At 60.3% G+C, this 15,073-nt stretch carries 13 protein-coding genes; 8 read left to right on the top strand and 5 right to left on the bottom strand.

From position 1 onward, the window contains the following. Nucleotides 1-115 precede the first annotated feature (115 nt). Nucleotides 116-499 (bottom strand): tautomerase family protein, encoded by a 384-nt coding sequence (locus tag KJY40_RS17835; protein ID WP_230731489.1) that lies wholly within the window; start codon nucleotides 497-499, stop codon nucleotides 116-118. Nucleotides 500-772: 273 nt separating this feature from the next. Here KJY40_RS17835 and KJY40_RS17830 point away from each other — a divergent pair, with 273 nt between their 5' ends. From KJY40_RS17830 to KJY40_RS17820, 3 genes are all read left to right on the top strand, one after another. After that, nucleotides 773-967 (top strand): hypothetical protein, encoded by a 195-nt coding sequence (locus KJY40_RS17830; RefSeq protein ID WP_230731488.1) that lies wholly within the window; start codon nucleotides 773-775, stop codon nucleotides 965-967. A 48-nt stretch (nucleotides 968-1,015) separates the two neighbouring features. Further along, nucleotides 1,016-1,186, top strand: a complete 171-nt coding sequence (locus KJY40_RS17825; protein WP_181457877.1) for a hypothetical protein — start codon at nucleotides 1,016-1,018, stop codon at nucleotides 1,184-1,186. Nucleotides 1,187-1,441: 255 nt separating this feature from the next. Continuing rightward, nucleotides 1,442-2,722 (top strand): HAAAP family serine/threonine permease, encoded by a 1,281-nt coding sequence (locus KJY40_RS17820; protein WP_230731487.1) that lies wholly within the window; start codon nucleotides 1,442-1,444, stop codon nucleotides 2,720-2,722. 218 nt (nucleotides 2,723-2,940) lie between these two features. Here the strand turns inward: KJY40_RS17820 and acnB are convergent, their stop codons facing one another. Further along, on the bottom strand, nucleotides 2,941-5,550 hold the full coding sequence (acnB, locus tag KJY40_RS17815) for a bifunctional aconitate hydratase 2/2-methylisocitrate dehydratase (protein ID WP_230737723.1): 2,610 nt from the start codon (nucleotides 5,548-5,550) through the stop codon (nucleotides 2,941-2,943). 469 nt (nucleotides 5,551-6,019) lie between these two features. Here acnB and KJY40_RS17810 point away from each other — a divergent pair, with 469 nt between their 5' ends. Continuing rightward, nucleotides 6,020-6,490: a DUF1289 domain-containing protein gene (locus KJY40_RS17810; RefSeq protein WP_039767141.1), complete on the top strand. Its 471-nt coding sequence runs from the start codon at nucleotides 6,020-6,022 to the stop codon at nucleotides 6,488-6,490. A gap of 124 nt (nucleotides 6,491-6,614) precedes the next feature. On the opposite strand, the gene KJY40_RS17805 is transcribed toward KJY40_RS17810, so the two are convergent. Then, nucleotides 6,615-7,478, bottom strand: coding sequence for a universal stress protein (locus KJY40_RS17805; RefSeq protein WP_230731486.1), 864 nt, complete (start codon nucleotides 7,476-7,478; stop codon nucleotides 6,615-6,617). A 159-nt stretch (nucleotides 7,479-7,637) separates the two neighbouring features. On the opposite strand from KJY40_RS17805, the gene miaE reads away from it, so the two are divergent. From miaE to KJY40_RS17790, 3 genes are all read left to right on the top strand, one after another. Further along, on the top strand, nucleotides 7,638-8,246 hold the full coding sequence (gene miaE, locus KJY40_RS17800; RefSeq protein WP_064597504.1) for a tRNA-(ms[2]io[6]A)-hydroxylase: 609 nt from the start codon (nucleotides 7,638-7,640) through the stop codon (nucleotides 8,244-8,246). 140 nt (nucleotides 8,247-8,386) lie between these two features. Then, nucleotides 8,387-9,094, top strand: a complete 708-nt coding sequence (locus KJY40_RS17795; RefSeq protein WP_011334763.1) for a response regulator — start codon at nucleotides 8,387-8,389, stop codon at nucleotides 9,092-9,094. Continuing rightward, complete coding sequence (locus KJY40_RS17790; protein ID WP_007958820.1) at nucleotides 9,095-10,381, top strand: ATP-binding protein; 1,287 nt, start codon at nucleotides 9,095-9,097, stop codon at nucleotides 10,379-10,381. A gap of 33 nt (nucleotides 10,382-10,414) precedes the next feature. Here the strand turns inward: KJY40_RS17790 and KJY40_RS17785 are convergent, their stop codons facing one another. Both KJY40_RS17785 and moaA read right to left on the bottom strand, forming a co-directional pair. Further along, nucleotides 10,415-11,314: a bestrophin family protein gene (locus tag KJY40_RS17785; RefSeq protein ID WP_127798524.1), complete on the bottom strand. Its 900-nt coding sequence runs from the start codon at nucleotides 11,312-11,314 to the stop codon at nucleotides 10,415-10,417. A gap of 29 nt (nucleotides 11,315-11,343) precedes the next feature. After that, nucleotides 11,344-12,342: a GTP 3',8-cyclase MoaA gene (moaA, locus tag KJY40_RS17780; protein ID WP_230731485.1), complete on the bottom strand. Its 999-nt coding sequence runs from the start codon at nucleotides 12,340-12,342 to the stop codon at nucleotides 11,344-11,346. Between the two features lie 357 nt (nucleotides 12,343-12,699). Here moaA and KJY40_RS17775 point away from each other — a divergent pair, with 357 nt between their 5' ends. Further along, nucleotides 12,700-15,024, top strand: coding sequence for an FdhF/YdeP family oxidoreductase (locus tag KJY40_RS17775; RefSeq protein ID WP_230731483.1), 2,325 nt, complete (start codon nucleotides 12,700-12,702; stop codon nucleotides 15,022-15,024). Nucleotides 15,025-15,073: the final 49 nt, after the last annotated feature.

Here is a 15,073-nt window from a genome sequence, read left to right as displayed (position 1 = left end):
TCCAGAGCAGTTTGGCAATGGCTGGCGCGGCCCCGCATCAGGCAGTGTAGGAGCTGATGCGGGGAGTGCGCGGGCGCTTCGTCAGGAGGTGATGTCGGCGCCGGCGGTCACAGAATCACGTCACGTACTGGGCGATGCCGTTGCCGAACGACCAGTTCTCTTTTTTCACTTCCACCAGATTGATGAACACGTCTTCCTGACGCACGGTCAGTTGCTGGTTGAGGTTGCGCGCGATGGTCTGGAACAGCCGTTGTTTCATTTCCACGGTGCGGCCTTCGCTGATGGTCAGCTGGATGAACACGATGCCGTCGCTGCGCTGGATCCCCAGGTATTGCGGGTCATAGACGAAGTGCTGGTCATCGTGTTCGGCCAGCACCTGGAAATTGTCGTGTTCCGGCACATTGATCTCGCTGCGCAGGGCGGCGTAGATCACTTCGCCAATGCGTTTGGCGAACGTCGGGTCCGGGTTTTTCTTGATGTCGACGCGGACGAGGGGCATGGGATGGCTCCACAGGCGAGGGGACTGGACGGGGATGTCAGTCAATTCGTCATTCGGTATAGCCGAAAAATGCCAGTCGGTGAGGCTGTTTAAAAACGGTAGGAAATGGACGTACCGTCCTGCGGGATTTACGGATGTTGCCTACGAGTGCTGCCGGATTCATCCGCTATACGGCGGGGTGAGAAGCGCGGAACCATAGAGAGCAGGACGGGATGCGCTCTTCAGGACGGAGCGCCAACCTGGACGGAAATTGCCATCAGCCAAGGAAGGCGAATGCTTCAGGACAACCGTGAAAACCTGGAACTCGACAGGCTGCATAACGAAACGCGACAACTGATAGCTGAGCGGCAGAAGCTTCTGGCGGAACAGAAGAAGCTGAAGTGGGAGACGTATTTTTATCCAGTCGCGGTGGTGGCCGGCGTGTTGACGGCAAGCGCGGCATTGGCAGGCGTCTTTTTCAAGTTTTGAGCGTTCGTTTTTGCAATCTTCAGACACATGACCCAAAAGGAAATCCATATGAGCACCTATGACGCCAAAGCCAGAATGGAACAACTGGAACGGGAACACGATGAGTGGGCCGAAAAAATACGCATCAAAAACAGGAAAGAAATGCGCCCGATCTGGGGGTTGATGGGGCTGGGCATCTTTTGCATGTTCCTCGGCTTCATATTGGCCCGATCGATCTGATCGGGCTTTCCCATGGCTCATTCGGCGCCGGTACATGCCATAAAGCGACATATGGCGTATCTGGCGCCGACAGTATTTTTCCCAAAAACGACAATCCACCGATCTGCTCCGTACAACCATTCCTCAGCTAAGTCTTTGCTTCTGCTCATTTATCGCGGAGAATCGCGCCCCTGTTTCGGCCGGAGCATGTCTGTCGGTTTTTTCCGACGCGTCCTGACCGAGTGGCAAGTGACCGGAATGCGGAGATCCGACCGGATGAATGATCAGGCCAATAGCGTCGAACAACGCTTTGAAGCGGCAGCACCAGCCGAACTGTCGAGCTGGAATCGCCATGACACTACCTGGATGTTGGGACTGTTTGGGACGGCCATCGGCGCCGGTACCCTGTTTTTGCCGATCAACGCAGGTCTGGGTGGCTTCTGGCCGCTGGTGATCCTCGCGCTGCTGGCCTTCCCGATGACGTTCTACGCACACCGCGGCCTGACCCGCTTCGTGCTCTCCGGTCGCGAAGGCGCCGACATCACTGACGTGGTGGAACAGCATTTCGGCATCAAGGCCGGCGCGCTGATCACTCTGCTGTACTTCTTCGCGATCTTCCCGATCCTGTTGATCTACAGCGTCGGCCTGACCAACACGGTCGCCAGTTTCCTCGAACACCAACTGCACATCATGCCGCCACCGCGCGCGCTGCTGTCGTTCGTGCTGATCCTCGGCCTGCTGGCCGTGGTGCGTTGCGGCGAGCAAGTGATCGTCAAGGCCATGAGTCTGATGGTGTATCCGTTCATCGTCGCGCTGCTGTTTCTGGCGGTGTACCTGATTCCGCACTGGAACGGCGGCATCCTGACCACCGCTTCGCAAGTGCCGGCACCATCGGCGCTGCTGCACACATTGTGGCTGGCGATTCCGGTGATGGTGTTCTCGTTCAACCACTCGCCGATCATCTCGGCGTTTGCGGTGGATCAGAAGCGTCGTTACGGCGTTCACGCGGATGAGCGCAGCTCGCAGATCCTGTCCCGCGCGCACCTGCTGATGGTAGTGATGGTGCTGTTCTTCGTCTTCAGCTGCGTGCTGACCCTGTCGCCGGAGCAACTGGCGGAAGCCAAGGCGCAGAACCTGTCGATCCTGTCGTACCTGGCCAACCACTTCAGCAACCCGACCATCGCGTTCGCGGCGCCGTTGATTGCGTTCGTGGCCATCTCCAAGTCGTTCCTCGGTCACTACATCGGTGCCAGCGAAGGCCTGAAAGGCTTGATCGTCAAGAGCGGCAAGCGTCCGGGCGCCAAGGCCCTGGACCGCATCGTGGCGGCGTTCATGCTGGTGGTGTGCTGGATCGTGGCGACCCTGAACCCGAGCATCCTCGGCATGATCGAAACCATCGGTGGCCCGGTCATCGCGGCGATCCTGTTCCTGATGCCGATGTACGCGATCCGCAAAGTGCCGGCCATGGCCCGTTATCGTGGGCAGATGTCGAACGTGTTTGTCACCGCAGTGGGTCTGGTGGCGATTTCGGCGTTGATCTACTCGCTGACGGCTTGAGGTTCAGCAACAAGGTCTAATTGATCTTGTGAAAAGGAAAGGCCGATCTGCCTCGCAGGTCGGCCTTTTTTGTGCCTGCGATCTTCGCGGGCAGATCAACTCCCGCCAGGTGATCATTCCCACGCAGAGCGTGGGAACGATCAGCGCCAGCCGTTCAGCAGGCATAAAAAAACGCCGCACATCTCGCGATGGGCGGCGTTTTTCATTGCGTTGCAGCGTTAGGCTTGAACGACAGGGATCTTGGCGTTCGCAGCAGCTTCACGGAACTCGGCAATCTGGTCGAAGGACAGGTAGCGGTAAACATCGGCCGCCATGCTGTCGATCTTGCCAGCGTATTCCATGTACTCCTCGACGGTCGGCAGGCGACCCAGGATCGAAGCCACGGACGCAAGCTCGGCCGAAGCCAGGTAGACGTTCGCGCCGTCGCCCAGACGGTTCGGGAAGTTACGGGTCGACGTCGACACCACGGTGCTGTTCGGCTCAACGCGTGCCTGGTTACCCATGCACAGCGAGCAGCCTGGCATTTCCATGCGGGCGCCGGCCTTGCCGTAGATGCCGTAGTAGCCTTCTTCGGTCAGTTGGTGAGCGTCCATCTTGGTCGGCGGCGACAGCCACAGACGGGTTGGCAGCTGACCCTTGACCTGATCCAGCAGTTTACCGGCAGCGCGGAAGTGACCGATGTTGGTCATGCACGAACCGATGAACACTTCGTCGATCTTCTCGCCAGCAACGCTGGACAGCAGACGGGCGTCGTCCGGGTCGTTCGGCGCGCACAGTACAGGCTCGCTGATGTCGGCCAGATCGATTTCGATGACTTCGGCGTATTCGGCGTCGGCATCGGCTTCCATCAGTTGCGGGTTGGCGATCCAGGCTTCCATCGCTTGGGCACGACGTTCCAGGGTACGCGCATCGCCGTAGCCTTCGCCGATCATCCAGCGCAGCAGGGTGATGTTGGAGTTCAGGTACTCGGTGATCGACTCTTTCGACAGCTTGATGGTGCAACCGGCAGCCGAACGTTCGGCCGAGGCGTCGGACAGTTCGAACGCCTGTTCCAGGGTCAGACCTTCCAGGCCTTCGATTTCCAGGATGCGGCCGGAGAAGGCGTTTTTCTTGCCTTTCTTCTCGACGGTCAGCAGACCGTTCTGGATGGCGAAGTAAGGAATGGCATGAACCAGGTCACGCAGGGTGATGCCAGGTTTCATTTTGCCTTTGAAGCGCACCAGGATCGATTCCGGCATGTCCAGCGGCATGACGCCGGTGGCAGCGGCGAACGCGACCAGACCGGAACCGGCCGGGAACGAGATGCCCATCGGGAAACGGGTGTGCGAGTCACCACCGGTACCGACGGTGTCCGGCAGCAACATGCGGTTCAGCCACGAGTGGATGATGCCGTCGCCCGGACGCAGGGAAACGCCGCCGCGGGTCATGATGAAGTCAGGCAGGGTGTGGTGGGTGGTCACGTCGATCGGCTTCGGATACGCCGCGGTGTGGCAGAAGGACTGCATCACCAGATCAGCGGAGAAGCCCAGGCACGCCAGGTCTTTCAGTTCGTCACGGGTCATTGGACCGGTGGTGTCCTGAGAACCTACGGTGGTCATCTTCGGTTCGCAGTAGGTGCCAGGACGAACGCCTTTGCCTTCTGCCAGACCGCAAGCCTTGCCGACCATTTTCTGCGCCAGGGTGAAGCCCTTGGTGCTTTCAGCCGGGGCTTCCGGCTTCTTGAACAGGTCGAACGCAGGCAGACCCAGTTCGGCGCGAGCCTTCTCGGTCAGGCCACGGCCGATGATCAGCGGGATACGGCCGCCGGCGCGGACTTCGTCCAGCAGAACCGGGGTCTTCATTTCGAAGGTGGTGATGACTTCGTCGGTACCGTGCTTGCAGACTTTGCCTGCGTGCGGGTACAGGTCGATCACGTCGCCCATGTTCATGTTCGATACGTCGAACTCGATTGGCAGTGCGCCGGCATCTTCCATGGTGTTGTAGAAGATCGGAGCGATTTTGCTGCCGAAGCAGAAACCGCCGGCGCGCTTGTTCGGCACGTAAGGGATGTCGTCGCCGAAGAACCACAGCACCGAGTTGGTCGCCGATTTACGCGAGGAACCGGTACCGACCACGTCACCGACGTAGGCGATAGGGAAGCCCTGGCCGCGCATTTCTTCGATCTGTTTCATCGGGCCGGTCTTGCCTTGCTCGTCCGGAACGATGCCGTCACGGGCCATTTTCAGCATGGCCAGGGCGTGCAGCGGGATGTCTGGACGCGACCAGGCGTCTGGGGCAGGGGACAGGTCGTCGGTGTTGGTTTCGCCGGTGACCTTGAAGACACGCAGGCTGATCTTGTCGGCCAGTACAGGGCGCTTCTTGAACCACTCGCCGTCAGCCCAGGATTGCAGCACGGCCTTGGCGTGAACATTGCCGTTCTTGGCTTTTTCAGCCACGTCGTGGAAGGCATCGAACATCAGCAGGGTGTGCTTGAGTTCTTCGGCGGCCACTGGCGCCAGCTCGGCGTTGTCCAGCAGTTCGACCAGGGTCACGATGTTGTAGCCGCCCTGCATGGTGCCGAGCAGTTCTACAGCGCGCTTCTTGTCCAGCAGAGGGGAGGAGACTTCGCCCTTGGCCAGTGCGGAGAGGAAACCGGCCTTGACGTAGGCGGCTTCGTCCACTCCTGGTGGTACGCGATTGGTGATCAGGTCAACGAGGAAAGCTTCTTCGCCAGCCGGAGGATTCTTCAGCAGCTCGACCAGGCCTGCAGTTTGTTCGGCGTTAAGCGGCTGGGGAACGATACCCAGGGCTGCACGCTCTTCGATATGTTTGCGGTAGGCTTCAAGCACAGTTATTACCCTCATCAGTGGTCCCAAATGGGTGTCCGGGACGCTCATCCCGAAATTGCCGTACTCATGCTCCTCACGACGTTGTGGGTCGTTCGGCCAGAATTACCGGCAATTCCTTACAGAAGCTGCTTTCAAAGTTTTACGCCTGCAGAACGGGGAGCTGATGAGGGTTGGCGCTGGGCTTTTCCCCGCTGGAAAAACCCATCGCCAACACCGCTCTGAAGGAACGACTGTGCTCGTGACGCTTTGAAAACAGCTTCTAACGGACATTGGCGCCTAAAAAGGCTGGCTGATTCTACGGCAAAAAAATTTTAAAGGTAAGTCGCGCTCTATTGGACTTTGGTTGCGTTGTGCGCGGCTGGGGCAAACCTTGATCCAGCGCTTGTCCCTGACGTTTGAGGGGTGATGAATGGCGGACAAAGGGCTAACATGCCGACCTGTTCCGCGTTTCAAGTGTTCTGCCCATTCTATGCCCAATCAGACCATCAAGACCCCCTGCGTCGGCCTCTGCTCCACCGTTTACGGTGATCTGGTGTGCCGTGGCTGCAAGCGTTTCCACCACGAAGTGATCCACTGGAACGGTTACAACGAGGAAGAAAAGCGTGCGGTCTGGCTGCGTCTTGAGCAATTGCTGTCACAAGTGATGGCGAGCAAGGTCGAGGTCTTCGATCCGGCGCGGCTGCGCCTGCAACTGGAGCAGCGCAAGATCCGCTTCGTGCCGCATCAGTCGGAGTATTGCTGGGCCTATCAGCTGATTGCCCGTGGGGCCCGGGTGATCATTAATCTGGAAGCCTACGGGATGGTGCTGCTGCCGGAGTTTCGCGACTGGAACCTGCCGGAACTGCGCGATGCCATTGATCGGGAATTTTTCCTGCTGTCGGAAGCGCACTATCAGCGCTACATCGCTCCGGGCTTCCTCAAGGATGCCCTCGGCGATTGATCTATTGCTATCGGCGGCAAGCCAGCTCCCACAGTAATGGTGTAATGCTCTCGATGTTGGACACACCTAAGTCCCTGTGGGAGCTGGCTTGCCAGCGATGACGGCCTTACCGGCGCCGCAATGCTTAATGTTTCACCGCCAACTCCACCAGATGGTCTTCAACTTCCTGCGGTTTGAGCACCAGCACATCACTCTCCAACTGATCCAGCACTTGTTCAGCCGTATTGCCGATCAACGCCCCCGATACCCCGCTGCGCGCCACGGTGCCAATCACCGTCACCGCCGCCTGCAGCTTGTGCGCCATGAACGGAATCAATACGTCCGCCGGGCCTTCCTCGACGTGCAGGTGAGCGTCATCGATGTCGAATTCAGCCTGAAACGCCCGGCATTGTTCGCGATAGCGCGCCTCGATGGTTTCCTTGAGCTGGAACGTCGGGTCGGCCGCCGACAGCATCGGTGACGGATGGGCGGTAATCACGTGCAGATGCCCCTTGGCCAGGCTGGCGATATCGAACCCATGGTCGATGATGGTGGTGTGCAGATGACGGTGTTCGCCGTCGGCATTGCCCACGTCGACCGCCGCCAGAATTACCTTGTCCTTCCACGAACCGGCGGTTTTCACCAGCAGCATCGGAGTAGGGCAGTGGCGCAACAGTTTCCAGTCCGCCGGGGTCAGCAGGGCCTTTTTCAGCGAGCTGTCGGGGAAGTGCTGCTTGATCACCAGTCCGCAGCCTTCGGCCTGCTGCACATCGATGATGGTTTCGTGCAGGCTCTCGTTCCACGCCTGTTCAGTGGTGACGCTGTAGCCGTCCGCCAAAAGCGCGGCCTTGAGCACGCTGAGCATGCCGGCGTGATCGTGCTTCTTGTCGCAGACCAGCAGGTGCAGATGGGCCTGGGTCACCCCGGCGATCAGCTTGGCGCGCTTGAGCGCCAGGCTTTCTGCGTGTTCGGGTTCGATGACCACCAGAATGCTGCGTATGGCTTGCATGAGTGAGTCTCCAGCAATGAAAAGGCACGGCGTTGCACAACTATAGTTGCTGCGCATCCGTCTGCGACTTGATGCATATCAACGCGGGCCGCTGGTGGTCTGCGGGCAGGCCGGTATAATCGGCGCCCTTCGCTCGAACACCTTTTGACCGTGAGCCCCATGATCCTTCCCGAAATCCACGAATTCCTTGGTTGCCGCACGCCAGACGCCTGGGTTGAAGCCGCGCTGGCCGATCAGGAAACCCTGCTGATCGACCACAAGAACTGCGAGTTCAAGGCCGCCAGCACCGCGTTGAGCCTGATCGCCAAGTACCATTCCCACGTCGATCTGATCAACATGATGTCGCGTCTGGCTCGGGAAGAACTGGTGCACCACGAACAGGTGATGCGCATCATGAAGCGACGCAAGATCGAACTGCGCCAGCTGCACGCCGGCCGTTACGCCTCGAGCCTGCGCAAAGTGGTGCGCAGCCACGAACCGGTGAAACTGGTCGACACCCTGGTGGTCGGCGCCTTCATCGAAGCGCGCAGTTGCGAGCGGTTCGAAGCGCTGGTACCGCATCTGGACGAAGAACTCGGCAAGTTCTACTTCGGCCTGCTGAAAAGCGAGGCCCGGCATTTCCAGGGTTACCTGAAACTGGCCTACCAGTACGGTGACGCCAAGGATATCGCCCAGGTGATCGAGAAAGTCCGCGCCGCCGAGCAGGACCTGATCGAATCGCCGGACGAGGAATTCCGCTTCCACAGCGGCGTACCCGTCGCGGCATGAATTGTTAAAAACTCTTAAGAGTATGAAACATCAACGAAAACCGGCCCCGGAGGCCGGTTTTTGCTGCCTGCGATAAACGACTCGCCCGCGAATGCCGCCATAATGGCGCCCACTTCACAAAGCGGTTGGCGGCGGTTGTTATGGATAACCTGGGTTTTGGCAGAGTCCTGCTGGTGGAAGACGATGAGCGGCTGGCCGCGCTGATCGCCCACTTTCTCGAACAACACGGCTACGAGGTACGCACGGTGCATCGCGGCGATCTGGCCGTGGCCGCGTTTCTCGAATTCAAGCCCAAAGTGGTGGTGCTCGACCTGATGCTGCCGGGGCAGAGCGGCCTGCACGTGTGCCGGGAAATCCGCAGCGTGTCGGATACGCCGATCGTCATCCTGACCGCCAAGGAAGACGACCTTGACCACATTCTGGGCCTGGAGTCCGGGGCCGATGACTACGTGATCAAACCGATCAAACCGCCGGTCCTGCTGGCACGCCTGCGGGCGCTGCAACGTCGGCAAGTACCGGACAGCGGCGTGGTCAGTTCGCTGGAGTTCGGCAACCTGATCATCGACCGCAGTTGCCGCGAGGTGCGTCTGGCGGGCGAGCTGATCGAACTGACTACCATGGAATTCGAACTGCTGTGGCTGCTGGCCAGCGCCGCCGGCAAGATCCTGTCGCGCGATGACATTCTCAACCGCATGCGCGGCATCGCCTTCGATGGCCTCAACCGCAGCGTCGACGTGTACATCAGCAAGTTGCGCAACAAACTCAAGGACAACCCTCGCGAACCGGTGTGCATCAAGACCGTGTGGGGCAAGGGTTACCTGTTCAATCCGTTCGCGTGGGAGTTGTAGATGCTGCGGTTATTTCTCGGGCTGTTTCTGGTGATGACGGTCGGGCTGGTGGCGGCGCTGCAAACCGTCGAACACACCTTCAACGCGTTGCTCGACAACCAGATGCAGGCTTACAACCGTGAGGCTGTGCGCGGCCAGGCGTGGTCGCTGATCGAACACATGCGCGACCAGCAGGGCGCGGCACGCGAGGCGCAACTGGAGGCGTTGCGTCCGCACTACGGGCTGACGCTGAGCCTGGTCGAGGCTGACCAATTGAACCTCAACGATCAGGAAAAAGCCGAACTGGCCCAGGATCTGTTGGTGATTCGCGACGATTACACCCAGTTCATCAGCAACATCGACGGTGGTTCGCAGTTGCTCAGCATCAAGTTGCCGCCCGAGCCGAGCCTGATGCCGTTCTACATTGCCGGGGCCTACCTGATGCTGGCCGTGCTGCTCGGCATCGTCCTGTACTTCTGGGTTCGCCCGCACTGGCGCGATCTGGAAAAACTGCGCCTGGCCGCCGAACGCTTCGGCGACAACGACCTTTCGGTGCGGATCCAGCTGTCCAAACGCTCGAACATCCGCGACCTCGCCGGCCATTTCAACCTGATGGCGGCGCGCATCGAAGGCCTGATCGCTAATCAGCGTGAGCTGACCAACGCGGTCTCCCACGAACTGCGCACGCCGATTGCCCGGTTGTCGTTCGAACTCGATCAGCTCAAGCAGCAACCGGACGCCAGCCAGAACCGCGAACTGATCGCCGACATGTACGCAGACCTCGGCGAGCTGGAAGAAATGGTCTCCGAACTGCTGACCTACGCCAGCCTCGAACGCGGTGCGACGGTGATCACCCGCGAGAATATTCAGGCCGCCAACTGGCTCGACAGCGTGGTCGGCAGCGTGGCGCTGGAAGCCGAGGCGGCCGGGGTGCAGCTGTTGATCGTTGATTGCCGGGTCGATGAAGTGCGGATCGAGCCGCGGTTCATGGCGCGGGCGGTGATCAATCTGCTGCGCAATGCCATTCGGTATGCCGAGCAGCGGGTCGAAGTGTCGCTGGTGCGCATCGGCGATCAGTACGAAGTGCAGGTCAACGACGACGGGCCGGGCGTGCCGCTGGAAGGACGGGAGAAAATCTTCGAACCGTTCTCGCGCCTGGACGCCAGCCGCGACCGCCGCACGGGCGGCTTTGGCCTCGGCCTGGCACTGGTGCGGCGGGTGTCGCAGTCCCATGGCGGGCAGGTCGAGGTCGGTGATTCACCGTGGGGCGGCGCGTCATTTCGCATGACCTGGGCGCATCTGGATTGATGACTTCCCTTCCCCAAAGGGGGAGGCAGTCGATTAACTGAGGACGTAATCCACCGGTTTCAGCGCTGGCGGCAACGGCTCAGTCCCCAGCTCCGCCAGAATGTCGCGCTCGATACCCCGCACCAGCGCATCGGTCGGCAAATCGTTTTCATCCCGGCCGAACGGGTCTTCCAGCTCATCGGCAATCGCATCCAGGCCGAAGAAGGTGTAGCTGACAATCGCCGTGAACAGCGGCGTCAGCCAGCCTAGCGGTTCGGCCATGGCGAACGGCAGCAGGATGCAAAACAGGTAAATCGTGCGGTGCAGCAGCAAGGTGTAGGGGAAGGGCAGCGGCGTGTTCTTGATCCGCTCGCACACCGCCTGCGCCTGGGTCAGGCTGGTCAGGTGATTGGCCAGCAGCATGTAGCGCCATTCGCTGAGATCGCCTGATTCGTGCAGATCGGAGCATTGCTGACCGACGGTTTGCAGGATGCGCCCGCTGTAGTCCGGCACCTGCGCATCATGTTGCGGGGTGATCCATTCGGCGCTGGCGGCGGCTTCATCTTCCCGGCGCAATCGCGCATTCAGCGCATGGGCGAAACCAGCGAGGTTGAGCAGCAACAGTCGGCGCTGGGCCGATTCGCGGATCACGTGAGTTTCGCGGATCACCGAGCGCACATGCACGATCACCTCGCCCCAGGCCTTGCGCGCCTCGTACCAGCGGTCGTAGCAGGCGTTGTTGCGAAAATTCATGAAGATCGACAGCGACAGACCAAGCAAGGTGAACGGCGTGGCGTTGACCTTGGTGAAGTTGCTCGGGTGGAGCATTTCCACCAGCACGATGGCCGACGCCAGCAGCGTGACCATCAGGGCACGCAGGGCAATGCGCTTGGCAATCGAGCCCTTGAGGGTGAAGAGAATGGCGAATTGATTGACCTTGGGTCGGATGATCATGCGGCTCTCTGCCTTGAAAACGTGGCGGATCAGCCGCCGGTCATGTTCATGAAACGCACCACTTGCACGTCGTCGTTCACTTCAAAATTGTGCCGGTAAGGCTTGAGTTTCATCGCTTCGATGATGGCTTTCTCCAGCCGTTCCGGTTGGCCCGGATGGGCGCGCAACACCGCTTTCAGATCCACCGAATGCTCGTTCCCCAGACACAGTAGCAAACGCCCCTCGACGGTCAGCCGCACCCGGTTGCAGGTGCCGCAGAAGTTGTGGCTGTGGGGCGAAATGAACCCCAGCCGAATGTGCGGCGCTTCGGCCAGCCGCCAATAGCGCGACGGGCCCTGGGTCGATTCGGCGGAGTCGATCAGGGTGTAGCGCTCGGCGATCCGTTCGCGCACCTGGGTGCTGGAAAAGAACGACTCGGCGCGGCTGTGTTCGCTGATGATCCCCAGCGGCATTTCCTCGATGAAGGAAATGTCCAGATCGCGCTCGATGGCGAACTGCACCAGATCGTTGATCTCGTGATCGTTGCGGCCCTGCATCACCACGCAGTTGAGTTTAGTGCGGGTAAATCCGGCGGCGCGCGCGGCGTCGATGCCGTCGATCACCTGGGCCAGGTCACCGGTGCGGGTCATCTGCTTGAAGCGTGCGGCATCGAGGCTGTCGAGGCTGACGTTGAGGCGTTTGACCCCGGCGTCGAACAGCGGACTGGCGAGTTTGCCTAGCTGCGAGCCGTTGGTGGTCAGGCACAGTTCGCGCAGGCCGGGCAGGGCGGCAATCTGCTTGCACAACCCGACGACGCCGGGACGAATCAACGGCTCGCCCCCGGTCAGGCGGATCTTGCGGGTGCCCAGCGCCACGAAGCTCTGCGCCAGTTGATAGATCTCCTCCAGCGTCAGCACCCGTTGGCGCGGCAGGAACTGCATGTCTTCGGCCATGCAATACACGCAGCGGAAGTCGCAGCGGTCGGTGACCGACATGCGCAGGTAGTCGACGCGGCGGTTGTAACCATCGATCAAGACGCGCTCTGACATGACAGCCTCGCTTGGGTGAAATCCGCTATTGAAGGGATTGGGTCGGCGCAGGTTATGAGCAACTTCGAACAGCGTCCAATCACTATTAATGAACGGCCGATTGATGCTGTCGATGATGAAGTAATTATTCGCTGTTTTTCTCTTCTTGGTTTTGCAAGTGCCCGTATTTAAAGGGTTTTACGCCGTGATAGATGCTTTCGATAACGCAGTCATTAATAGCGATTAGACAAGTTTTTGCAGCGGTTCCTATCCTTGGCCCCGTCAAACGAAACGACCGCTTTTTTAACTTGAAAGTCAGTCGTCGCTGTTTAAACCCGATCAGGTTTTTGCCTGTGTGCATCGTCATGGAGAAGTCCCATGTCACAAGTCGACCGTTACAAACCCTACAAGGGCGCCGCTGCGGGTTGGGGCGCTGTCATCAGCCTCACCAAGAACTGGCTGGGCAGTGAAAACGCCCTGAAAAACATCCGCGCCATGCTCAAGACCAACCAGAACGGCGGCTTTGACTGCCCCGGTTGCGCCTGGGGTGAAGCGCCCGGTGCGAGCATGCTGAAGTTCTGCGAGAACGGCGCCAAAGCGGTGAACTGGGAAGCCACCGGCCGCCTGGTCGATCCGGCGTTCTTCAACAAGTACACGGTCTCGACCCTGGCCGAGCAAAGCGACTACTGGCTCGAATATCAGGGCCGGATCACCCATCCGATGCGTTACGACGCGCGGGTCGACCGCTATGTCGAAACCACCTGGGACGACGCCTTCGCGCTGATCGCCAAGCATCTCAAAGGCCTGAAATCGCCCCACGAGGCCGAGTTCTACACCTCGGGTCGGGCCAGCAACGAAGCGGCGTTTCTCTATCAGTTGTTCGTCCGCGCCTACGGCACCAACAACTTCCCGGACTGCTCGAACATGTGCCACGAAGCCAGCGCGGTAAGCATGGGCGAGAGCCTGGGCGTCGGCAAGGGCACGGTGGTCTATGAAGACCTGCACCACGCCGACGCGATTTTCGTGATCGGCCAGAACCCTGGCACCAACCACCCGCGCATGCTCGAACCGCTGCGTGAAGCGGTGAAGCGCGGCGCTCAAGTGGTGTGCATCAACCCGCTGAAGGAACGCGGACTGGAGCGTTTCCAGAACCCGCAGAACCCCATCGAAATGCTCAGCAACGGCTGGGAAGCGACCAACACCGCGTACTTCCGCCCAGCCTTGGGCGGCGACATGGCGATGATTCGCGGCATGGCCAAGTTCCTGCTGGAGTGGGAGCGCGAAGCCCAGGCCACCGGCGGCGAACCGGTGTTCGATCACGCCTTCATTGCCGAGCACACCTCGGGTCTCGACAGCTATCTGGCCGAAGTCGATGCCACGAGTTGGGAGCACATCGTCGAGCAGTCCGGCGTGCCGCTGCATGACATCGAACTGGCCGCGCGCATGTATGCCCGCGCCAAGAGCGTGATCATGTGCTGGGCGATGGGCCTGACCCAACACGTGCATTCGGTGCCGACCCTGCAAGAGGTCATCAACCTGCAACTGTTGCGCGGCAACGTCGGCCGTCCGGGCGCCGGGCTGTCGCCGGTGCGTGGCCACAGTAATGTGCAGGGCGACCGCACCATGGGCATCAACGAACTGGCCCCGACCGAGCTGATGGATGCCCTGGAAAAACGCTTCAACTTCAAGGTGCCGCGCTTGCACGGCCACAACACGGTCATGGCGATTGGCGCCATGGAACGCGGCGAAGCCAAGGTGTTTATCGGGCTCGGCGGCAACTTCGCCCAGGCCACGCCGGACACCCCGCGCACCCACGCGGCGATGCGCAAACTCGACCTGAGCGTGCACATTTCGACCAAGCTCAACCGCAGCCATCTGGTGACCGGGCGTGACGCGTTGATCCTGCCGTGCCTCGGCCGTACCGACATCGACGTCCAGGCCGAAGGCCCGCAAGGCGTGACCGTGGAGGACACCTTCAGCATGGTGCATTTGTCGTTCGGCCAACTGAAACCGAAGTCGGCGCACCTGAAATCCGAACCGGCGATCATCGCCGGGATCGCCGCCGCCACGTTGGGCAAACACCCGATCGATTGGGAATGGGCAGTGGGCGACTACGGGCGCATTCGCAACCTGATCGCCGACGTGATTCCGGGCTTCGAGAATTTCAACGAGAAGCTGCTGATCCCCGGTGGTTTCCACCTCGGCAACAACGCTTCCGAGCGGGTCTGGAAAACCGAATCCGGCAAGGCCCAGTTCACCCCGTGCGTGCTGCCCGAGCATCTGATCAGTGAAGGCGTGCGCAACCTGCCGGTCAAACCGCATCTGATCCTGCAAACCATGCGTTCCCACGATCAGTACAACACCACGCTGTACGGCCTCGACGACCGTTATCGCGGGGTTTACGGCATGCGCGACGTGGTCTTCGCCAACGAACAGGACATCCGCCGACTGGGTTTCGAACCGGGGCAGAAGGTCGATCTGGTGGCGCTGTGGGGCGACGAGCGTGAGCGTCGGGTCAGCGGTTTCACCCTGATCGCCTACGACATTCCGGCCGGGCAGGCTGCCGCGTACTACCCGGAAACCAATCCGCTGGTGCCGCTGGAAAGCTACGGTGACCGCACGTACACGCCGACCTCGAAATTCGTGGCGATCCGCCTCGAAGCGGCCGAGGCGAGCAACCTGATCCCGTCGTCGGTGGCGTAACCGACCCACGCGATCCAACCCTTTTGCATTTTGACTGGCTGCAGGCGTT

The organism is Pseudomonas fitomaticsae, from assembly GCF_021018765.1.
GTDB lineage: Bacteria > Pseudomonadota > Gammaproteobacteria > Pseudomonadales > Pseudomonadaceae > Aquipseudomonas > Aquipseudomonas fitomaticsae.
Note: the sequence above shows the minus strand (reverse complement) of the source record. Positions and strands in the feature narration are given on the sequence as shown.